General features: G+C 45.4%; 20 protein-coding genes. 14 read left to right on the top strand and 6 right to left on the bottom strand.

Annotated elements, in window-relative coordinates; genetic code table 11:
* Nucleotides 1–2 precede the first annotated feature (2 nt).
* The 5 genes from ftsH (at nucleotide 3) to F8C82_RS01130 (ending at nucleotide 4,734) form a co-directional block, all read left to right on the top strand.
* The gene (gene ftsH / locus F8C82_RS01150; protein ID WP_151691602.1) at nucleotides 3–2,165 is read left to right on the top strand and encodes an ATP-dependent zinc metalloprotease FtsH; all 2,163 of its coding nucleotides are present in this window, start codon (nucleotides 3–5) and stop codon (nucleotides 2,163–2,165) included.
* Between the two features lie 70 nt (nucleotides 2,166–2,235).
* On the top strand, nucleotides 2,236–2,871 hold the full coding sequence (locus tag F8C82_RS01145; protein ID WP_151691601.1) for an LUD domain-containing protein: 636 nt from the start codon (nucleotides 2,236–2,238) through the stop codon (nucleotides 2,869–2,871).
* Nucleotides 2,868–3,674 carry a phosphatidate cytidylyltransferase gene (locus F8C82_RS01140; RefSeq protein WP_151691600.1) on the top strand — a complete coding sequence of 269 codons (807 nt, stop codon included), beginning with the start codon at nucleotides 2,868–2,870 and terminating at the stop codon, nucleotides 3,672–3,674. The genes F8C82_RS01145 and F8C82_RS01140 overlap by 4 nt, the downstream gene beginning before the upstream one ends.
* A gap of 8 nt (nucleotides 3,675–3,682) precedes the next feature.
* Nucleotides 3,683–4,333 carry a phosphatidylserine decarboxylase family protein gene (locus F8C82_RS01135; RefSeq protein WP_151691599.1) on the top strand — a complete coding sequence of 217 codons (651 nt, stop codon included), beginning with the start codon at nucleotides 3,683–3,685 and terminating at the stop codon, nucleotides 4,331–4,333.
* 89 nt (nucleotides 4,334–4,422) lie between these two features.
* Nucleotides 4,423–4,734 carry an acyl-CoA-binding protein gene (locus tag F8C82_RS01130; protein WP_151691598.1) on the top strand — a complete coding sequence of 104 codons (312 nt, stop codon included), beginning with the start codon at nucleotides 4,423–4,425 and terminating at the stop codon, nucleotides 4,732–4,734.
* Between the two features lie 13 nt (nucleotides 4,735–4,747).
* On the opposite strand, the gene cmk is transcribed toward F8C82_RS01130, so the two are convergent.
* The 5 genes from cmk to F8C82_RS01105 all read right to left on the bottom strand — a co-directional run bounded on the left by cmk (nucleotide 4,748) and on the right by F8C82_RS01105 (nucleotide 10,715).
* Nucleotides 4,748–5,452, bottom strand: coding sequence for a (d)CMP kinase (gene cmk / locus F8C82_RS01125; RefSeq protein WP_151691597.1), 705 nt, complete (start codon nucleotides 5,450–5,452; stop codon nucleotides 4,748–4,750).
* On the bottom strand, nucleotides 5,452–6,486 hold the full coding sequence (porQ, locus tag F8C82_RS01120; RefSeq protein WP_151691596.1) for a type IX secretion system protein PorQ: 1,035 nt from the start codon (nucleotides 6,484–6,486) through the stop codon (nucleotides 5,452–5,454). The genes cmk and porQ overlap by 1 nt, the downstream gene beginning before the upstream one ends.
* Before the next feature lie 47 nt (nucleotides 6,487–6,533).
* Entirely contained in the window at nucleotides 6,534–9,002 is a 2,469-nt protein-coding gene (gene lon / locus F8C82_RS01115; protein ID WP_223279408.1) for an endopeptidase La, read from the bottom strand.
* Nucleotides 9,003–9,180: 178 nt separating this feature from the next.
* Nucleotides 9,181–10,359 (bottom strand): GlmU family protein, encoded by a 1,179-nt coding sequence (locus F8C82_RS01110; RefSeq protein ID WP_151691594.1) that lies wholly within the window; start codon nucleotides 10,357–10,359, stop codon nucleotides 9,181–9,183.
* Nucleotides 10,360–10,463: 104 nt separating this feature from the next.
* On the bottom strand, nucleotides 10,464–10,715 hold the full coding sequence (locus F8C82_RS01105; RefSeq protein WP_151691593.1) for a type B 50S ribosomal protein L31: 252 nt from the start codon (nucleotides 10,713–10,715) through the stop codon (nucleotides 10,464–10,466).
* A 147-nt stretch (nucleotides 10,716–10,862) separates the two neighbouring features.
* Here F8C82_RS01105 and F8C82_RS01100 point away from each other — a divergent pair, with 147 nt between their 5' ends.
* Nucleotides 10,863–12,326 carry a right-handed parallel beta-helix repeat-containing protein gene (locus tag F8C82_RS01100; RefSeq protein ID WP_151691592.1) on the top strand — a complete coding sequence of 488 codons (1,464 nt, stop codon included), beginning with the start codon at nucleotides 10,863–10,865 and terminating at the stop codon, nucleotides 12,324–12,326.
* On the opposite strand, the gene F8C82_RS01095 is transcribed toward F8C82_RS01100, so the two are convergent.
* Nucleotides 12,323–13,366 (bottom strand): acyl-CoA reductase, encoded by a 1,044-nt coding sequence (locus F8C82_RS01095; protein WP_151691591.1) that lies wholly within the window; start codon nucleotides 13,364–13,366, stop codon nucleotides 12,323–12,325. The two genes, F8C82_RS01100 and F8C82_RS01095, sit on opposite strands and share 4 nt — an antisense overlap.
* Nucleotides 13,367–13,411: 45 nt before the next feature.
* Here F8C82_RS01095 and F8C82_RS01090 point away from each other — a divergent pair, with 45 nt between their 5' ends.
* The 8 genes from F8C82_RS01090 (at nucleotide 13,412) to F8C82_RS01055 (ending at nucleotide 20,026) form a co-directional block, all read left to right on the top strand.
* Nucleotides 13,412–13,759 carry a 4Fe-4S binding protein gene (locus F8C82_RS01090; RefSeq protein WP_151691590.1) on the top strand — a complete coding sequence of 116 codons (348 nt, stop codon included), beginning with the start codon at nucleotides 13,412–13,414 and terminating at the stop codon, nucleotides 13,757–13,759.
* A 99-nt stretch (nucleotides 13,760–13,858) separates the two neighbouring features.
* The gene (locus F8C82_RS01085; protein WP_151691589.1) at nucleotides 13,859–14,770 is read left to right on the top strand and encodes a hypothetical protein; all 912 of its coding nucleotides are present in this window, start codon (nucleotides 13,859–13,861) and stop codon (nucleotides 14,768–14,770) included.
* Between the two features lie 87 nt (nucleotides 14,771–14,857).
* Nucleotides 14,858–15,925, top strand: a complete 1,068-nt coding sequence (serC, locus tag F8C82_RS01080) for a 3-phosphoserine/phosphohydroxythreonine transaminase (protein WP_151691588.1) — start codon at nucleotides 14,858–14,860, stop codon at nucleotides 15,923–15,925.
* Nucleotides 15,926–15,943: 18 nt separating this feature from the next.
* On the top strand, nucleotides 15,944–16,897 hold the full coding sequence (locus tag F8C82_RS01075) for a D-2-hydroxyacid dehydrogenase (protein ID WP_151691587.1): 954 nt from the start codon (nucleotides 15,944–15,946) through the stop codon (nucleotides 16,895–16,897).
* Between the two features lie 106 nt (nucleotides 16,898–17,003).
* The gene (locus F8C82_RS01070) at nucleotides 17,004–17,930 is read left to right on the top strand and encodes an energy transducer TonB (protein WP_170266106.1); all 927 of its coding nucleotides are present in this window, start codon (nucleotides 17,004–17,006) and stop codon (nucleotides 17,928–17,930) included.
* Nucleotides 17,931–18,027: 97 nt separating this feature from the next.
* On the top strand, nucleotides 18,028–18,702 hold the full coding sequence (locus F8C82_RS01065; RefSeq protein ID WP_151691585.1) for a DUF1361 domain-containing protein: 675 nt from the start codon (nucleotides 18,028–18,030) through the stop codon (nucleotides 18,700–18,702).
* Between the two features lie 56 nt (nucleotides 18,703–18,758).
* Nucleotides 18,759–19,136 (top strand): hypothetical protein, encoded by a 378-nt coding sequence (locus F8C82_RS01060; protein ID WP_151691584.1) that lies wholly within the window; start codon nucleotides 18,759–18,761, stop codon nucleotides 19,134–19,136.
* A 53-nt stretch (nucleotides 19,137–19,189) separates the two neighbouring features.
* Entirely contained in the window at nucleotides 19,190–20,026 is an 837-nt protein-coding gene (locus tag F8C82_RS01055; protein ID WP_151691583.1) for an HAEPLYID family protein, read from the top strand.
* Nucleotides 20,027–20,092: the final 66 nt, after the last annotated feature.

The raw sequence follows: 20,092 nt of genomic DNA, 5'->3' as shown, positions 1-20,092 counted from the left end.
TAATGGAGAACAAAGACGAAAAACGTCAACTAGACAAGCTCAAAGAGCAGTTCTCAAAGAAAAATGAGAACGGTGGTGGGAATCGTCGTAAAAACGACCCAAAACGCAAGCCTAACCTCTACTGGGTTTATGGTTTTGTGATTCTATTCCTGCTTGGCATTAATTTCTTTGCCGACAATTCCACTTCTTCTAAAGATGTGAACTTCCACACACTGACCACTTGGATCAAGGCGAACGAAGTTGCCAAGGTTCAAATCGTCAATAAGGAAGAAATTCGCGTGTTTATCACGGATAGCGCATTGACCAACGACAAGCAATTTGAAGACGTTGCGAAGAATGTAATTGGAGATGAACTCAACAAAGGTCCTCATTACGTCTTCATCATGCCTATTGAGTCGTTCGAAACTCGATTGGACAATTTCTACGAAGAGAACCCACAGATTGCTGAAAAGCACGGTGAAATTCTTCGTGATTACCGCAATGAACCCAATATTTGGGGCGATCTCATCGTGTGGTTCGTTCCCCTTCTATTCTTCGTAGTCATCTGGATTTTCTTGATGAGAAGAATGGGCGGAGGTGCCGGTGGCGCAGGTAGCCAAATCTTCAACATCGGTAAATCTAAAGCTCAGATTTACGACAAGGACACGAAAGTTCGAGTTACGTTCCAAAACGTAGCTGGAATGGAAGGTGCCAAAGAAGAAGTCCTTGAAATTGTAGACTTCCTTAAGAATCCACAGAAATACAGCAACCTAGGTGGTAAAATCCCAAGAGGCGTATTGCTCTCAGGCCCTCCGGGCACTGGTAAAACTCTTTTGGCCAAAGCCGTTGCTGGCGAAGCTAAGGTTCCATTCTTTAGTTTGAGTGGTTCGGACTTCGTTGAGATGTTTGTAGGTGTAGGTGCCTCCAGGGTGCGCGACCTCTTCCGTCAGGCGAAGGAGAAGTCACCATGTATCATCTTTATCGACGAGATTGATGCCATTGGTAGAGCTCGTGGTAAGAGTAATTTCTCCGGCGGCAACGACGAACGTGAGAACACGTTGAACCAACTCCTTACAGAAATGGATGGTTTTGGCACCAACGAACACGTCATTGTAATGGGCGCAACAAACCGTGCAGACATCCTAGACCGCGCCTTGATGCGTGCAGGACGTTTTGACCGTTTGATTTATGTTGACCTTCCAGAACTGAACGAAAGAAAGGAAATTTTCCAAGTTCACTTGAAGCCTATTCGCGTATCTGATGATATCGACGTAGATCTTCTAGCGCGTCAAACGCCAGGTTTCTCTGGTGCTGATATTGCGAACGTATGTAACGAAGCAGCATTGGTAGCCGCTCGTAAGAACAAGAAGGTTGTAGAGAAACAAGACTTCCTCGATGCGGTAGATCGTATTGTAGGTGGATTGGAGAAGAAATCGAAGCTCATCACTCCAGATGAGAAGAAAACCATCGCTTATCACGAAGCGGGACACGCAACCGTTAGCTGGTTGTTGGAACATGCTTCTCCACTGGTAAAAGTAACCATCGTTCCTCGTGGACGCAGTCTTGGAGCCGCTTGGTATCTTCCTGAAGAGCGTCAGATCACTACGGCAGAACAGATGTTGGACGAGATGGCCGCTACCCTAGGTGGTCGTGCTGCAGAAGAGGTAATCTTCGGAAAAATCAGCACAGGTGCCTTGAGCGACTTGGAAAAAGTGACCAAGCAAGCCCGTGCAATGGTAACCGTTTACGGACTCAACCGTCGCATTGGAAATGTGACGTATTACGACTCTACCGGCCAAAATGAATTCACATTCGACAAGCCATATAGCGAACAAACCGCTCAAGCTATCGATGAAGAAATCAGAAGCATTATCGAAGAGCAATACGATCGCGCTGTGAAGCTCCTGAGCGACAATCGCGACAAGCTTACCGAGCTTGCTGAAACACTTCTTGAGAAAGAAGTGATCTTCAAAGAGAACCTAGAAGGCATCTTTGGCAAGCGTCCATGGCTTGATAGAGCAGCTAGACTCGAAAAAAGTGAGCAAGATGTAGCAAAACCTGAAGCTCCTAAAGAAAACGTCGATTCGACTGATTCTGAGGGTGTTAAAATCGGAGAAAGCAACGTTAAATCGGAGTCGGATGCCTCAAATGAGGATTCCTCACAACGCGATGTTGAAACTTCCTGATTTATAGTTTTTTGATATCCTCCTTTTTTGGGTACTTTGTACTCTGTCCAAATAAGGAAGATTAAAGTATATGGGTCACAAAGGGAAACCGGGTTTATTCGGTAAATTCTTCTCCGTCTTAAGCGGTAAGCCTGACGAGAGTCGAGAAGACGACACTCCTGAGAAGTCACCTTATGCTCCTAAAGAAGAAGAGCCCATCGATTTGCGCTTTGTACAAACGTACACGCAAAACGGTGGGCACTTTCTATATTGTGAAACCTTGGAAGAGGCTTACATCAATGTGAAGAAGATTTGCACAGAGGCCAAAATCCAACATTTGTTCACTCCAGAGCAATCCATCTCCTCCTCTCTTAAGAAACTCGACTTACCTGTTCAAGAAGATAATCCATCCATCTCTGATGGGATTTGCACCACCTGTGAAGCACTCGTTGCATTCAATGGTGGAATCATGGTTACCGATTATCAATTGGGCATTTACAAGATTTCTGAACTTCCAGAAACACACATTCTTCTTGCCCGCACCAGTCAGGTTGTAGATAGTTTGAGTTCCGGAATGAGCAGAATCAATAACACCTACAGAGAGAAGCGCCCCAATCAAATTACAACCTTGAAAGGTGCACTTTCTGAATCTGTTCGTCAGGCTTCTGCCGACCCCAATAAGAATAGATCACTCTATCTCTTGTTGATTGAAGACGATCTCCAATGAGTGAACTTATTAAGCGCGGCCTCTATGGGGCCATCTACGTGGCAGTGATTCTTGCCTCTATTCTCGTTGATAGCATGCTCACTTTTGCACTCATGGGAATCATGGGCGTTGTGGGTTTCTTTGAAATGAGAAAACTCACGTCCAACCATCGTATCTACTACTCTTCCCTTTTGGGAATTTTGATCCTATGGGGCACATCAGCCTATCAATTCATTTATGGTACCGGCCTCAATCTCGCTCCCGCTATCGTAGCATCTGTGGTAGCCATTTTCGTTCAGCACATTTGGGCCAGCGATTCCGAGATCACTACGGCTAGAATGAGCAACTCGGTACTGGCAGTTGCCTACTTGGCTCTCCCCATATCCTTGGCTCCTTGGTTCACCGTAGACAGTTATGGCTTCTTTGACGCCACCCTACTCCTGGGATTGTTTGTCATGATTTGGACCAATGACACCTTTGCTTACTTGGTTGGAAAATCCATAGGAAAGCACCGCTTACACGAAAGACTATCTCCAAAGAAAAGTGTAGAAGGATTTGTAGGAGGGATGGCCTTTGCCATACTAGCTGGTTATCTCTTTCACGTTTACACCATTACCGAATACACCCTTTCCGATTGGATATTCTTCGGACTCATTTCCAGCATTGGAGGAACCATGGGCGACTTGTTTGAAAGTGCCCTGAAGCGCTCTGCTAAGGTGAAAGATTCTGGGAAATTCATACCAGGACACGGCGGACTATTGGATAGAATCGACAGCTTTTTGTTCGTTGTGCCCATGGTCTGGCTATATTTGTACATTCTATAATTCCTACCATGAAATTACACCCGGAAGGTCGCAAGCCACTATTTGTCGCGTTGCTCATTTTTGCAGCACTCAACTTTCTCTTCAGCTTTATAGGAATAGATTGGTTAGAGGGACTCTTACTGATCGCCTCAGGGATTCTGTATGGATTCATGGTGTACTTCTTTCGTCACCCTGCTCGATTTACCAATGTGGAACCCCATCAACTGATTGCTCCAGCTGACGGAAAGGTTGTTGCCATTCAAGAAGTGGAAGAAACCGAATACTTCAACGACAAGAGAATTCAGGTATCTATTTTCATGTCGCCACTCAACGTCCACGTGAACCGCTTCCCAATTGGTGGAATCGTGAAATACTCCAAACATCACCCAGGTGCATTCTTGGTAGCATGGCATCCAAAGTCGAGCACATTGAATGAAAGAACAACTGTAGTTGTACAAGCCGACAATGGTGTTGAAGTGATGCATCGCCAAATCGCAGGCGCCGTAGCACGTAGAATTATCAATTACGCGAAGCCCAATACTAAAGTCGCTACAGGCGACCAGTGTGGATTTATCCGATTCGGATCTCGCGTAGATATCCTGCTTCCTCTGGATGCTAAAATCAAGGTTGAAATTGGTCAGAGACCGATTGGAGGAGAAACCATCTTAGCAGAAATTTAATCCTCTGTTGATATGTCTGTTAATAGTAGAACAAACGGACATTCTGCACATGGAAGCGAATTTTTATATTTTTGTTCAAAAGCCACAGCATGGATGTAAAGGACTTGAATCTCGAATTCAAGAAATATGTAGAGCTTGGAAGGACGATGCCCAAGCAAGCTCCCGATCGCATGCTCATTGCGTATGGTTACTTTAAGCAGGCAACTGAAGGTGACAATACCAATGACAGGCCTACTTCCAATTCCGATATTGTACGCACTTTCATGCACGATCAGTGGAAACGACTTCGCGGAATGACACGTGAAGAGGCAATGAAGAAATATATCTCCTTTATCAAGGAAATGCTGATGGAAGCTGATGAGCCTTTGCAATATGCCTCAGCGACTCAATCCAATTCTTAAGAGTAATCAACCTTTACTCTTCTCCCCTTTTTTCGATTTCAATATGAGCCCAAGACAGTGCGATCTTGAATTGCTCATCTAGCGTAATATCTGAGTTGTCCAACAGTCTAGCATCATCGGCTGCCACCAATGGCCCCACCTCTCTATTACTATCAATCACATCCCTCTCCTGCAAGTTTTCCGCCACCTCAGCAAAACTAACTTCTTCGCCTTTTGCCAATAGTTCTTCGTAGCGCCTCTGAGCGCGAACCTCTGAACGAGCGGTCATGAAGATCTTCAATTCTGCATTTGGAAATACGACGGTTCCGATATCACGGCCATCCATTACCACTCCACCAGCTTGCCCCATCTTCTGTTGTTGTTCAACTAGATTCGCCCTTACTGCAGGGATGGCACTCACATAGCTCACCTTCGAGGAAACGCCCATGGTGCGAATCTCATCCTCTACGTCTACTCCATTCAACGTGGCCCGGTTTGAACCGTTCTCGCCGCGCACAAATCCAATCTCACAATTCCGAACCGCCTCTGCAATTGCATCGCTATCCAGATGATTCAAATCCGTGAGTAATTGGGCGTTCAAGGCACACAGTGTTGCGCATCGATACATGGCGCCCGTATCTACGTAGAGATAGGATAGTGATGATGCCAAACGCTTAGCGAGAGTGCTTTTCCCCGTTGATGAGTGGCCATCAATGGCAATGGTGATCGATACTGACATTATGAACCGAAGTCTTCTAGATCTACCGTAATGCCCAAGTGGTGCATTCTGCCGGCCACATGTACATATCGGTTAGCGTAATTGATGTGGAATTTACTGAGCTTCAATCCTATTCCAAAAGTGAGACCCGCGGAAGTTCTTCTCGACGGAATCGACATTTCTCCTGCCCGTCTAAAACTGTATCCGAGCTGAAAGTTCAATCGTCTACCCAAATTTAAATCTCCACTAACGGAAAAGTGACGAAGCAGCTTATCTCCAAAATTGAGTTCATCGTACGTTTGATCTCCCGTCACTTGATCCTGTGAAACGCGATTGGGATCAAAGTAGGTGAGATCCCATTTCTGTAAGTTCTCAAGTTGAATGGTCCAACGGAAAGGCAAATGTTCAAATCGATTGGAAACTGCGAATTGGACTTCGAATGGAAGAGGTTCTAACTGTCCCGCATACGAGGTCAGTTGTGAGCCTGCATTCTTAGCAATGAGGGCAAACGCAAATCGACTTTTAGGTATTTGATATACCGCGGCTAAATCCACACCAAATCCAAAACTGGTGTACGACTCATAAACGGAATTGATCAGTTTAAAACTCGCGCCAAACTGCCAATTGGAATCGAGGTGATAGGCGTATGTACCATTCAACAATTGATCAGATGCACGGAATGTTCCCGTGGGATTGCCCACCACATCCGTACCGTCAAACGATCCATAATCGAGATAGCGAAACCCCAGCATCACATACTGTCGTTCTGCCACCCCAAAGGCATAGGCCCCTTCGGCTGCATTAATGCCACCGGGGAGTCCAACATATCCAATGGAAATCTGCTTCTTGTGCTCTTCTCGAAGAAGTGCCGGATTCAACCATACAAATTGAACGTCACTTTCTACCGAAGCAATAGAAGCTTGCGCAAGCGCACTCGGTCGTGCTGAAGGCGACAAATTCAGAAACGAATAGGTTGACGATCCACCGAGCTGACCGTACAACGGTGAGCCGGCAATACACAATAAAAACAGTGATTGCGCAAATCTTCGAAGCATAGCGGGAAGGTAGTTTTTTCCTACCAAAGAACGTATGGAAGGCTAAATTATTGGTTGTCCTTTGAACCTTCCACCGTCTTAGGGAGAAGATCCTTAGCTCCCTTCACTTTTTGCTTCGTCAATGCCAATTCCACCACTTCTGCCATTTCCCGAACAAAGTGGAAATCCATCCCTTTGATGTATTCTGGATTGATCTCCTCGATGTCCTTACGGTTGTCTTCACAAAGAATAATCTCCTTGATGTCAGAACGCTTGGCAGCGAGAATCTTCTCCTTAATCCCTCCAACTGGCAACACTTTTCCGCGCAAGGTAATTTCCCCCGTCATAGCGAGTTTAGCCTTCACTTTTCGCTGAGTGAACAAACTCGCAAGGGCCGTTAATAAAGTAATACCTGCAGAAGGACCATCTTTTGGAACCGCACCTTCAGGAACGTGAATATTTACATCCCACTGTTTGAAAGCTTCGAAAGGAATATCAAATTCATCTGAATGCGACTTTAAGTAAGCCATCGCAATGGTGGCACTTTCTTTCATCACATCCCCGAGATTCCCAGTGATTACCGTTCTCCCAGTTCCTTTGCTCAATGAGCTCTCAATGAAGAGAATATCACCTCCAACAGGCGTCCATGCCAAACCTGTAACCACACCGGCTACATCGTTTCCTTGATACTTATCTCTTGTAAATCGAGGAGCTTTCAAAATTCCTCGGATTTCATCGTTGGTCACTTTTGGAGAATACTCTTCCTCCATCGCTACACTTTTAGCAGCGTGACGCACCAATCGGGCCAATTGCTTCTCCAAGGAACGCACACCCGATTCGCGCGTATATGATTCTACTACAGTAGCCAGTTCTTTTTTGCCAATCACCGATTGAGTTTTCTTCAACCCGTGGTCTCTTAGCAGCTTTGGCCAAAGGTGACGTTTGCCAATTTCAACTTTCTCTTCCAGCGTATATCCGGTGATATCAATAATCTCCATTCTATCGCGAAGGGCCGGTTGGATGCTACCCAAGTTATTGGCGGTAGCAATGAAGAGCACTTTGGAAAGGTCGTATCCCAATTCAAGGAAATTGTCGTAGAACGCGTTGTTTTGCTCGGGGTCGAGTACTTCCAACATCGCTGAACTTGGATCTCCTTGTCCGCCGTAGGTCAGTTTGTCAATTTCGTCAAGAACAAACACCGGATTAGATGTTCCCGCTTTCTTCAAGCTTTGAATAATTCTACCCGGCATGGCGCCAATGTAGGTTTTACGGTGACCTCTAATCTCCGCCTCATCCCGCAGTCCGCCTAAGCTAATTCGGATATACTCTCTACCTAACGCTTCGGCCACACTCTTGCCCAAGCTGGTTTTACCCACACCTGGAGGACCGTATAAGCAGAGAATCGGGCTCTTCATGTCGTTCTTCAATTTGAGAACGGCGAGATACTCGATAATACGCTCTTTCACCTCTTCCAAACCGTAGTGATCGCGATCTAGAATCTTACGTGCTCTCTTCAGATCGAAATTGTCTTTCGAGAATTCATTCCATGGAAGATCCAAAAGGAGTTCCAAGTAATTTCTCTGAATACTGTATTCCGGAACTTGTGGATTCAGGCGTTGCATCTTCGACAATTCCTTGTCGAAGTGAGCCGCTGTTTTCTCATCCCACTTCTTGGCCTTAGCACGAGCACGCATTTCTTCAATTTCAGCTTCTGAGCTATTCCCACCCAATTCCTCTTGAATGGTTCGCATTTGCTGTTGAAGGAAGTACTCTCTTTGCTGTTGATCGAATTCCGAACGAACCTTAGTCTGGATCTCGTTCTTCACTTCCAACATTTGAAGTTCAAGCGTGAGTTGCTTCAATACAATCTTAGCACGCTCTGTCATGGAATCAGTCTCCAGCAAATCTTGCTTGCCTTCCACTTCCATGCTCATGTTAGAGGCGATGAAGTGCAGCAAGAATCGATCGCTCTTGATGTTCTTCAGAGCAACTTGTGCTTCTGTTGGAATGTGCGGACTTTCTTCAATAATCTGATTGGCCAACTCTTTTACCGAGCTCATGATTTTGTGGAACTCGGCATCGTTCTCGGCCACTTCCTCTTCTCCTAGAAGTTCAATCTTGGCTCTGTGATAAGGTTCTGTTCCGATGATCTCAACGATGCGGAATCGACGCTTGCCCTGTAAAATGATGGTCGTGTTTCCATCTGGCATTTTGAAACTGCGAACAATACTCGCAATGGTACCCACTTCATAGATATCCCCAAATCCGGGATCTTCCGTAGATGCATCGCGTTGTCCTACAACTCCAATCAATTTGGTTGAACTCGCCTGAACGTCTTTTATCAAGCGAATGGATTTATCTCTACCTGCTGTAATCGGTGAAACCACTCCAGGAAATAGAACCGTATTACGCAGTGGTAAAATGGCAATTTCTGTAGGTATTTCCGATTCATTCAGTTCATTCTCGGCCTCTGAGGTTACCAACGGAATAAACTCCGTTTCTTCGCCTAATAAGTGAGTCAATGACAGCTTGTCCATATTGTATATGATCTCTCGATCGAATTTGTCTTGTTGGGTCATATTGACAGAAACACTTCCTACCCATCAAATAGATATACGTATTTCTGACACTTGCCGCTTAAGGTCAAGCGCCGTGCCAATAGAATAAATCGGAAAAAATGTCGGAATTGAGCAATCGCTAGGGAAGCTCTGTCAGCTAAAAGTTGCGATTGGATTCGGTTTCGCGATAGAGATGTTCATACATGGCCAACATGTCATCTGTGAGTGGGATTCCTCTGCGCTCCATCACCAACTCCATGGTTTTGGTCGCCTTGTCAATTCGGTACTCCGTAAATCCACTGGCTCCCCCCCAAGCGAAGCTTGGCACAAAATTCCTCGGAAATCCCGAACCGTAAATGTTGGAACTCACGCCCACAACTGTTCCCGTATTGAACATGGTGTTGATGCCGCACTTGCTGTGATCGCCCATGATGAGGCCACAGAATTGAAGTCCGGTCTTCTCAAATCCTCCCTTTACATAACTCCACAAACGAACTTCGTCGTAGTTGTTCTTGAGGTTGGAGTTGTTTGAATCTGCACCGATATTACACCATTCACCCAACACCGCGTTTCCCAAAAATCCATCGTGCCCCTTATTGGAATATCCAATGATAACGGAATTACTCACTTCTCCCCCCACTTTGGAATGAGGTCCGATGGTGGTTGGTCCGTAAATCTTTGCTCCGAGTTTGAGAGTGGAGTGTTCACACATCGCCAATCCTCCACGCACTAAAGCCCCCTCCATGATTTCAGCATCGGCACCGAGGTAAATTGGACCGGTGGTTGAATTCAACACTGCCGCTTCCACTTTCGCTCCTTCCTCCAAGAAAATGCGATCCCCAATTACCGTATTTGTCTTTGAAATAGGAGCCGAAGTTCTGCCCTCCGTAATGAAGTTAAAATCACGCTCTAGTTCAGCTCCGTTTTTGGAGAAGATATCCCAAGGACGAGAAATCTGGGTAAACTCAGAACCGTATTCTATTCGATCCAAATTTTCCGGAGAGTGAACATCTGCCACTCGATCAGAAGGGAGTCGAGCTGCCAACAACAACTCTCCTGCAAAGAGACCTTGTCCCGTTTTGAGTTCGATGATTTTTGACAACAAACGCATATCGGGACAAATGGAACCATCCACCAAAATATTGTCAGCCGTCACCTTCATAGGAAACAGCGACGTCATGTACGACTGTGTGAGATATGAAGCCTTCAGCTCCAAGCGCTTCTCCCATTTCTCAGCAATGGTTAAGATACCAACTCTCAGTTTTGCAACTGGACGAGTAAACGTAAGTGGCAACAAGTGGTTTCTTACCGGACCGTCGAATAATATGAGATTCATGGAGATAGATTTTGGATCACGAAGTTAGCATTTCACGGGAAAGTATAAACGAAAAAAGGCCACCCGAATGGGTAGCCTTTCTATTTCGTAGAAGAGATATTCTCTTACTTCTTGAATTTCGCGTAACGGTTGCGGAACTTGTCCACACGACCTGCTGTATCGATCATCTTCACCTTACCAGTGTAGAAAGGGTGAGAGTATGAAGAGATTTCCATTTTTACCAATGGGTACTCAACACCGTCGATCTCGATAGTATCTTTTGTGTTAGCACAAGAACGAGTGATGAAAGTATCCTCAGTTCCCATGTCTTTAAAACAAACGAGACGATAGTTCTCTGGGTGAATTCCTTGTTTCATAGTGCGCTTCTTTATTAAGTGAGGATTTGGCCCCACTCCCTTTATTGTTTCCTTTAGCAGACGGCAAAATTAGAGTAAAATTTCATATCTACAACAATTGACGGGATACAATGTCAGATAAATTGTTGCGTTGAATATCTTTGACACATGAAGCGACTCCTTCCACTCTTTATATTGATAGTCACCCTAGTAGCATTTTCCTCTTGCCGAAAGGATCAAACTTTTGCGAGGAAAGGCGTGACCTTGGGTTTATCTGCCGATACGATCTTTCTCGATACGGTTTTTACTCAAGTGGGATCCTCCACTCGTACGCTTCGCGTGAACAATCCTACCGACGAAGATATTTACATCGATCGCATCTTCCTAGCTAAGGGCCCCAATAGCTACTATCGCCTCAATGTAAACGGAACCCCAACCAAGGATATTTCTGATGTGGAACTTCTAGCCAACGACAGCATCACGATTCTCATTGAAGTGACAGCCGATGTTGGAATGGCGAACGAATTGCTCTATACCGACTCCATTGTTCTTCAAACGATGGGTAGAACACAGGACGTCGATTTGGTCACACTCACCAAAGATGCTCACTTCTATTATCCTACCGGATCGTTTAACAATGGTGCCATCCCTTATTCCGTCATAGACTGCAACGCTACATGGGGTCCAGACAAACCCCATGTGATTTACGGATATGCCGTTGTAGACAGCCTGTGTACACTCACCATTCTTCCGGGTACTGAAATTCACTTTCATTCGGGAAGTGGATTGTGGGTTTACAAAGGAGGCTCTCTTCAAATTGACCCTAACAACACTGGACAGATCGAAACGAACCCGGTAATTATTCAAGGGGATCGTCTAGAACCTTTCTATGAAAATGTAGCCGGGCAATGGGGCGGAGCCCTCGGAGGTATCTTCATTCAAAATGGAAGTACCAATAACTTGATTCAAAACGCCATCATCAAGAATAGTACAATTGCGCTTTTGGTGGATAGCACCGCTTCTACCACACCAAATCTCGTGGTTCGAAATACCCAAGTTTTGAATAGCAGCAGAGTGGGTATTTATGGAGGTTTTGCAAACATTCAAGCCGAAAACGTAGTGGTGGGCAACAGCGGTGTATACGGACTCTACGCATTGGGAGGTCGATATTCCTTTACCCATTGCACCTTTGCCAACTATTCGATTGGCGGTAGAAGCACACCAACCATCGGACTCTTTAACTACTACGAAAACAACATAGGTCAGCGTTTCACCAGAGACGTGTTAGCTGCGAATTTCCGCAATACCATTGTATACGGTTCTCGAAGAGTGGAGTTCGGATTGGGCTATGAACCTTCTGGAAACTTAGAGTTCAATTTCAACACGTGTTTTCTCCGATTGGCTGAAAATCCTTTCGATGGTTCTTTCGACAGGGAAGACCCTACTCGATTCACCAACTGCGAGCTCGATGAGAATCCGCGGTTCGTGAACTATCAAAACTTCAACTACAAATTGGACAGCATTTCTCCCGCGTTGAATGTGGCGAATCCTACTTTTGCTCAACAGGTTCCAACGGACATCTTGAAAGTAGACCGTACATCAACCCCAGATGTAGGAGCTTACGAACGTTAGATCGTGCTCAAGAACGTTACGGTATCCACCCCATCTGCATAATCCCAAAGCTTAGGACTTTGTGATTCGCCGAATGGAACAACGGCGAGTTTTTCAGAAGACACGTTCCCCACAACACATTGAATGGAATCAGCTTTCTCTTCGAGTTGACGTACCACCGTGTCTATATCCGAGTAGCGCTCATAGTGGATCACTGAAACTGGAGTTGACATGCGCTCGCCCTCTTTCAAAACGACAAACCCATTTTCTAAGAACGTCTCTCGATCTAACAAAAAAAGCGCACGGTGGTAATCGTAATTGTTAGCGTACTTATTATTTTGAACCACCTCTTGATACGGCAACCAAGCCTCAAAAATTCGGTTTAAGTCAAAGTCGGCAGGAAGGTAAAGTTTGCTGACATTTCTACACCCGAGTCCGAAATAGCGAAAGATATCCTTCCCCAATTCTTCAATGGTAGATGGATCTTCATCCCCTTTTAAGACAGCAACACTCTTTCTGTTCTTACGAATGATATTGGGGTATTTGCCAAAGTAGTGCTCAAAGTATCTAGCGGTATTATCTGAACCGGTTGCGATAACTGCATCTATATCCTTGAGTCGCTCTACAATCTCAATTTGCTCGTTCAATGGGCCAAGCTGCTTGAGAAGAATAGGAAGCAAACGCGCGTCGTCACTGCTCATTTTCACCTTGGCCACGTGCCCCGTTAAGGTGATGGTTAGCAAATCGTGCAATCCTACTAGCGGAATATTACCCGCCATTACAATTCCAACCACTTTCGATGTGGTGGGTTCGAAGCTCGAACGCGGGTACTTTTCTACCCAAGTTGACAAAGATTCTTCAGACAAAGCCTTCGCCCACTCCCCCAAAGCGTGTAACACCTCCGACTTATCGAACCATCCATTGTGATGTACGTCAGTATTCACAACCCTCATCAACTCTTCGTTCCAGCCCGTTTGAGGCTCATCGAGGTTCGATAAAAATCGAGTTAAATGCGTCCCTAAATTATTCCATGCAGCAAAGCGGTCTTCAAACTTCAACATCCGATGTCTCTTTGTTAACTTTGCGCAAAGGTAAAACAATGCACCATGGCCATTAAAATAACTGACGAGTGTATTAACTGCGGAGCCTGCGAGCCCGAATGTCCGAACAACGCCATCTATGAAGGCGCAATGGAATGGAGATTTAGCGACGGAACAGACCTCACTGGAAATATCGTAACGCCTAACGGCAACTCATATAATGCGGACGAAGCCCAAGAACCTGTTGATTATGATGTTTATTACATCGTAACCGACAAGTGTACCGAGTGTCATGGCTTCCACGAAGAACCTCAGTGTGCTGAAGTTTGTCCTGTTGATTGTTGTGTTCCTGATGAAGATCACGTAGAAACCGACGATCAATTGAACGCTAAGAAAGAGTTCATGCACTTATAAAAATTTTCGGGGCGTCGCGGAGACGAAACTCTCAGCTTGCAAAAAATGCGGCGCCTCGATTTTTTATACCACGCCCCCCGTTCTCAACGTTACGCTAACATGGGTTTACGATTTACAATTCTCCTTTCGCTTATCAGCACGTTGAGTTTTAGTCAGACCAACGCAGATAGCCTCTACCAGGTTATAAAGCCAAAGCTGATTAAAAATGGGCAGCTTCTCCTCGCATTACCCGTAGAACACCAGCGCGATTCTGCCGCTGCTTTGTTTTTGGAAGATCTCTTGACGCTTGTGAAAGTGGAAGAGGCCATGGAGTTCAACTACGCCCCCATTCGAAATTTATCCGTGCAGCGATCGGACGATGAAAAAGTCTGCATCCTCACCTACCTCATCCCTAGAGCTGGAGGCCGATATACCCATGTAGGCATCTTGATGTACGAAGATGAAGAAGACGAGTACCACTCTGTTCAGCTCACGGACAATTCAATGAATGCAGAATACCGTCCACTAAAGCCGTCTAGTTGGCATGGTGGCTTGTACTACGACCTCATTCAAAAAAAGGTAGAAGGTCGAGCTGTTTATTTTCTGTTGGGATATAGAGCGGTGAATCCAAACGTTCATGAAAAATTCGTGGATGTGCTCGACTTGTCGAATGATAGAGTACAGTTTGGACTCCCGGTTTTTTACATCGAAGAATTCAACGATCGCGTATTCCGTCAGGCACCCTATCGACTGAGAATGCAGTATTCGGGAAGAATCACTGCGGTTCTGCGATGGAGCGACGACTATGACGGCATTGTGATGGATCATGTGAGTCCTCCCGACGCCAGTCAGAAAGGCCTATACCTTAACTACGGCCCCGACTTCTCCTATGATGGATTGAAGTGGAAAGATGAAATGTGGCATTTGGAATCTGAGATCAACTTCCAAAACGACACCCAGACTCCACCAGCTGGACAAAATGTTCCAACGGGACTTTCTCCAGCCCGCCCAAGAACAAATGGCGGTCGCTGATTTCACCCCTAGTTAACCTTCTGTGCACATTCAATTTGCTACTTTTGCGGCAACAATTCGCAATAGACAAAGGCAATTGAATTTATTATGAAGAAGCACAATTTCTCAGCTGGTCCTTGTATTCTCCCACAAGAGGTGTTGAAGCAAGCGTCTGAAGCCGTACTTAATTTCGATAATCTCGATCTTTCGTTGATTGAAATCTCTCACCGCTCAAAGAACTTCGTAAGCGTAATGGACGAAGCGATCTCTTTGGTGAAAGAGCTTCTTCAACTTCCAGAGGGATATTCTCCAATGTTCCTCCAAGGCGGTGCTAGTCTCGAATTCCTAATGGTTCCATACAACTTGATGAAGCAAGGTGGTAAAGCAGCCTATTTGGAAACCGGTGTATGGGCTAAAAAAGCACGTCAAGAAGCGGAAGCTATGGGAGAGGTTGTAGTGGTTGGAAATTCAGCCGACAAAAACTACAGCTACATTCCTAAAGGATATACCATTCCATCGGATGTGGACTACTTCCACTGCACTTCGAACAACACCATCTATGGAACCCAAATAAAAGCGTTCCCTAAGGTTGACACATTGAATGTATGCGATATGTCTTCTGACATCTTCAGCCGTCAGATCGACTTCACTCAATTTGACCTTATCTATGCAGGTGCTCAAAAGAACATGGGTCCTGCCGGGACAACCCTCGTAGTCGTTAAGGATGAAATCTTGGGTAAAACCGGACGTCAAATCCCTACCATGTTAGACTACACCACTCATATCAGCAAGGAGTCCATGTTCAACACACCACCGGTATTCGCCGTGTATGTGAGCATGTTAACCCTTCGTTGGTTGAAAGAGAACGGCGGTATTTCTTGGATTGAAAACATCAATAACCAAAAAGCTCAATTGCTTTACAGTGAAATTGATCGCAATCCATTGTTCACTGGAACTGCTGAAGTAGAAGACCGTTCCAACATGAACGCTTGTTTCTTGTTGAACGATGAAGCGGGCAAAGACAAATTCGAAGCCATGCTAAAAGAAGGTGGAATCAACGGATTGAATGGTCACCGTTCGGTTGGAGGTTACCGCGCTTCTATGTACAATGCACTTCCACTTGAAAGCGTTCAAGCCCTAGTAGATATCATGCGCGAATTTGAGCGTCAATCATAAAAGACTAAAATCAGAGCAATGAAAATTTTAGCAAACGACGGACTAGCCGCAAACGGGAGAGACGCACTTGTTACCGCAGGTCACGAAGTTCTTGAAGTAACCGTAGCGCAAGACCAACTTGCCACCTACATCAAAGAGAACAACGTAGATGTACTTCTCGTACGCAGTGCCACCAAGGTTCGCAAAGATCTTATCGACGCTTGCCCGAATCTTAAAATGATTGGTCGCGGTGGTGTTGGCATGGACAACATCGATGTAGAATATGCTCGCGAAAAGGGAATCACCGTATTCAACACCCCAGCTTCTTCTTCTCAAAGTGTAGCTGAAATGGTGATGGCTCACTTGTGGGGCATGGTTCGTTTCCTTCACGATAGCAACCGTCAGATGCCATTGGAAGGCGAAACCCGCTTCAAGGAATTGAAGAAAGCATACGGCAAGGGAATCGAGCTTCAAGGAAAAACTTTGGGCATTATCGGATTTGGCCGCATTGGACAGGCGCTTGCTAAAATGGCCTTGGGCATCGGTATGAACGTAATTATGCACGACCGCAACAGCGGAAATGCAACGGTTACACTCTCCTTTGCCAATGGAGCTACATTGGATATGGACGTAGAAAATTGTTCGATGAACGACCTTCTCGCTAAGTCTGACTTCATTTCACTTCACGTAAGTGGCGCAGGAGAAACCATCATTGGTGCAGACCAACTCAACCAAATGAAGAAGGGATCTTACATCGTGAATACCGCTCGCGGTGGCACCATTGACGAAGTTGCGCTTATTGACGCTTTGGAATCGGGTCACATTGCAGGTGCTGCACTCGACGTATTTGTAGACGAGCCAACTCCGGCTATGCAAGTATTGATGAACAGCAAAATTTCACTTACGCCTCACATTGGTGCGGCTACCGTGGAAGCTCAATCGCGTATCGCAATGGAAATTGCCGATACCATTAATGAAGCCGTATTGGCGTAATTAGCCAATTCGCTATAGATCAGAAGCCTCCTAGTCACTAGGGGGCTTTTTTTATGCCATTTCGGCGCGATGTTTGTGTTCTATGCGACACTATAAACTACACTCCATGAAAGCCCTTTCTGCGAAAATCAATACTCCCTGCCACGAAGACTGGAACAAAATGAAAGTGGGTATGCATTCTAGGCATTGCGACTCCTGCGCCAAAAGCGTGATGGATTTCACCCAAATGAGCAGAGATGAAATCATTGAGTTCCTCCTTACCCATCGAAATCAATCCGTTTGTGGCCGAATGCACCAAGGACAAATGGACTTCCATGCCCCTGACATTCTCGTAACAATTCACGCACTTTCTAAGAGGAAAATCAGTCGAAACAATGCGTTCTTCATGCTTTCACTCAGTTCATGGTTACTCGTGAGTTGCACCAATCCTCAATCAGATGCTCCTGTTACATCTTCCTATCCAACCGACTACACAACTAAGGTGATGACTCCTATAACGGATATCTCACACACCGACAGCACACAAACAGATTCGATTACACCTTCTACCAGCACCACCAACGATACTAAGACTCACCCTAATCCCATAGATATCCCCACCGTTGGAGATATCCAAGTACTGACAGGAGAAGTAGCCATAGACCACCCCGTCGAAGCCCCACCGCCAGATTCCTTGTATCCAGGTTTTGCCTGGGATCAGTCCCAAAGAGACACCATTGTTCGATTTCCAGAAAAGATGGCCGAATACCCTGGGGGTGCAGAAAAGTTGATCAGCGATCTCAGAAGTAAAATGACATATCCCGCCTATGAGAAAGAGGGTGAGATTGAAGGAACCATCTATGTTCAGTTCATCGTCTCTTCTACTGGAGTTGTGAGTCACCCAGAAGTTCTCCGCGATGTGACGGATGCTTTAAACTTCAAGAAAGAGGCTCTGCGTATCATCTCTGAAATGCCCCGTTGGATACCCGCTGTTCATCAAGGAAAAAATGTTCCGAGTTATTTCGTGCTACCCATCAAATTCCAATTGCCGTAAATCCACTTTCTAAACAATTGTTAAGGTTGATAGGTAGAGATAAGCAATTCCCTTCTCTGTCGTTGAACGAGTGTATTCTCCTCAACCTCTACATAAAATGACCCTGCTTACAACGCTAAAATCTTCAGGTAGAATTTCTGAATTGACTTTACTTGGAACCTTTTCTCTTCTCTGCACAGCACTGAGTCTATTCCGAGTGTATTACACCCAAAGCTTTGGTTACCTATTCCTGAATTGGAATCTGTTCTTGGCCTTTGTCCCTTGGGCAATTTCAACACTATTTATCCTTTACCCACGCACACAAAAATCAAAGTGGAAAGTTGGATTCATGGCGGCAACATGGGTTCTCTTCTTTCCCAACGCACCATATATCTTAACCGATCTCTTCCATCTATCGCTTCATTCAGCCATGCCCATCTGGTACGACTTAGTGCTCATTCTCACTTTTGCATGGACCGGATTACTCTTTGGAATGATGAGTCTTAGGGACATTCAAAAAATTCTAGCTGTGCGAATTTCACCGCTTGTGATTAAGGCGCTTACAGTCTTCTTCCTCTTCACCAGCGCATTCGGAATTTATATAGGTCGGTATTTAAGGTGGAACAGTTGGGACATTTTACACCACCCCAGTGCTCTCTTTGCCGACCTCCTTCAACGAGTAGCCCACCCTACTGAGCATCCAAGGACTTGGGGGATGACCATCACATTGGGAATTTTTCTAAACATCGTGTATTGGACCTTCACCCATCTTAGAGCCGAGAAGAAATTATAAGATTGTATTAACAAATTGGATAAAAGAAGAGCGGTGAACATTCCTTAATCTTGCACATGCTTCAGTTCATTCGAACAAATGCTATGATGAAGATCACTTGGATCTTTATGGCTGTGCATCTCCTCAACATGAGTGTAGATGTGGCTGATGATAAGTGTATTTCTACCGCTGAAGCTGTGCAATTTAATGAGTGGGACAGTTTGATGGAACTCGTTCTTGAAGGTGCCATTGGGGTTGAAAACGCGTTTGAAGAATCATCCTCCGACGAGGATCCAAACCCTACAACTTTCAAGCTTCAACAATTCCTTCCTCACAGCACCGAAACTCACTCTATACTAACCTTCTCCAAGAGGCCTTCACCAAATTCTGGTTACCGCAGTCCGGATCTAGAAGAAGGTTTTGGAAGAACTGTAACTCCCCCACCTCAGGTTTAATACGAAAATCTGCGCCTCCTGTAGGCATCACATTTCGAATTAAAACCTGTAGTATGAAAAATCAAATTGCAGCAACTCTCCTGTTGCTGTCTTCTACGTATGCACTTGCGCAAGTAGACCCCGCACGAGCGGATAGCCTTTACATTCTTGAAGTTGAAGACGGACAATCGCCAGATAAAGTCCTACATGCCGAACCGCTCTACATTGATCTGATACGCGACCTCGGCGCGAGAAAAGGAGAACGCGAATGGAACCTTGGCTTTGGATTGGCCGACAACACTTCTCACGATAAGTACGAAGCGCTTGTTGAATATGAATGGGCGCCCATCGACCGGCTGGGACTAGAAGTTGAAATTCCATTCAGCTTTCACTCTCCGCTTTCGGAATCTTCTATAGACTCCATACCGGGGAACAAGATGGAAAGTTTAAAAGTGGCCACACAATGGTCCTTTTACGTCAATGAGCGCATCTCCACTTCCATGGCACTGGGATACATCCACGAATTTGAGTTGTCCGATTTCCGTTCTTATTCCGAACAGTTCTATACGGGAAACCTGTACAATCCCTTCCTCGTTATTGCCAAGCGTTGGGGCACCTCTTTCCATACCATGATTTACACCGGACCAAGGTTCAGTCAACATTTTGGTCAAAGTGATCTCCACTTCTCCTATGAATTCCATCCCAGTTTCCACTATATGATTCCGGGAACTAGCAACTTTCTTGGTCTTGAATCCAACATGTACTTCGCCGATGAAAATCACATTACCCTTCGACCTCAAATGCGGCTTGAAATAGCGCATGGTTTTAAAGTAGGTATCATTGCGGGCATCCCTGTAAACCGAAAAGAGGAACGCTTTAGCACCTTCTTGCGACTCATTTGGGAACCTTGATTACAAATTCCATTAATGCAACAATGTTGCATTAATGGAATTCTTTTCTACCTTAGCTGTCTAACA

This window comes from Phaeocystidibacter marisrubri (assembly GCF_008933165.1).
Taxonomy (GTDB): Bacteria; Bacteroidota; Bacteroidia; order Flavobacteriales; family Schleiferiaceae; genus Phaeocystidibacter; species Phaeocystidibacter marisrubri.
Note: the sequence above shows the minus strand (reverse complement) of the source record. Positions and strands in the feature narration are given on the sequence as shown.

Excerpts from the sequence above, each read along its gene's own strand:
- F8C82_RS01055 (WP_151691583.1), top strand. The coding sequence starts at position 19,190 with ATGAAAAATCAAATTGCAGCAACTCTCCTGTTGCTGTCTTCTACGTAT.
- F8C82_RS01110 (WP_151691594.1), bottom strand. The coding sequence starts at position 10,359 with ATGAATCTCATATTATTCGACGGTCCGGTAAGAAACCACTTGTTGCCA.
- F8C82_RS01135 (WP_151691599.1), top strand. The coding sequence starts at position 3,683 with ATGAAATTACACCCGGAAGGTCGCAAGCCACTATTTGTCGCGTTGCTC.
- lon (WP_223279408.1), bottom strand. The coding sequence starts at position 9,002 with ATGGACAAGCTGTCATTGACTCACTTATTAGGCGAAGAAACGGAGTTT.
- F8C82_RS01100 (WP_151691592.1), top strand. The coding sequence starts at position 10,863 with ATGAAGCGACTCCTTCCACTCTTTATATTGATAGTCACCCTAGTAGCA.
- F8C82_RS01075 (WP_151691587.1), top strand. The coding sequence starts at position 15,944 with ATGAAAATTTTAGCAAACGACGGACTAGCCGCAAACGGGAGAGACGCA.
- ftsH (WP_151691602.1), top strand. The coding sequence starts at position 3 with ATGGAGAACAAAGACGAAAAACGTCAACTAGACAAGCTCAAAGAGCAG.
- F8C82_RS01090 (WP_151691590.1), top strand. The coding sequence starts at position 13,412 with ATGGCCATTAAAATAACTGACGAGTGTATTAACTGCGGAGCCTGCGAG.
- F8C82_RS01095 (WP_151691591.1), bottom strand. The coding sequence starts at position 13,366 with ATGTTGAAGTTTGAAGACCGCTTTGCTGCATGGAATAATTTAGGGACG.
- porQ (WP_151691596.1), bottom strand. The coding sequence starts at position 6,486 with ATGCTTCGAAGATTTGCGCAATCACTGTTTTTATTGTGTATTGCCGGC.
- F8C82_RS01060 (WP_151691584.1), top strand. The coding sequence starts at position 18,759 with ATGCTTCAGTTCATTCGAACAAATGCTATGATGAAGATCACTTGGATC.
- F8C82_RS01070 (WP_170266106.1), top strand. The coding sequence starts at position 17,004 with ATGAAAGCCCTTTCTGCGAAAATCAATACTCCCTGCCACGAAGACTGG.
- F8C82_RS01140 (WP_151691600.1), top strand. The coding sequence starts at position 2,868 with ATGAGTGAACTTATTAAGCGCGGCCTCTATGGGGCCATCTACGTGGCA.
- F8C82_RS01065 (WP_151691585.1), top strand. The coding sequence starts at position 18,028 with ATGACCCTGCTTACAACGCTAAAATCTTCAGGTAGAATTTCTGAATTG.
- F8C82_RS01130 (WP_151691598.1), top strand. The coding sequence starts at position 4,423 with ATGGATGTAAAGGACTTGAATCTCGAATTCAAGAAATATGTAGAGCTT.
- serC (WP_151691588.1), top strand. The coding sequence starts at position 14,858 with ATGAAGAAGCACAATTTCTCAGCTGGTCCTTGTATTCTCCCACAAGAG.
- F8C82_RS01145 (WP_151691601.1), top strand. The coding sequence starts at position 2,236 with ATGGGTCACAAAGGGAAACCGGGTTTATTCGGTAAATTCTTCTCCGTC.
- F8C82_RS01105 (WP_151691593.1), bottom strand. The coding sequence starts at position 10,715 with ATGAAACAAGGAATTCACCCAGAGAACTATCGTCTCGTTTGTTTTAAA.
- F8C82_RS01085 (WP_151691589.1), top strand. The coding sequence starts at position 13,859 with ATGGGTTTACGATTTACAATTCTCCTTTCGCTTATCAGCACGTTGAGT.
- cmk (WP_151691597.1), bottom strand. The coding sequence starts at position 5,452 with ATGTCAGTATCGATCACCATTGCCATTGATGGCCACTCATCAACGGGG.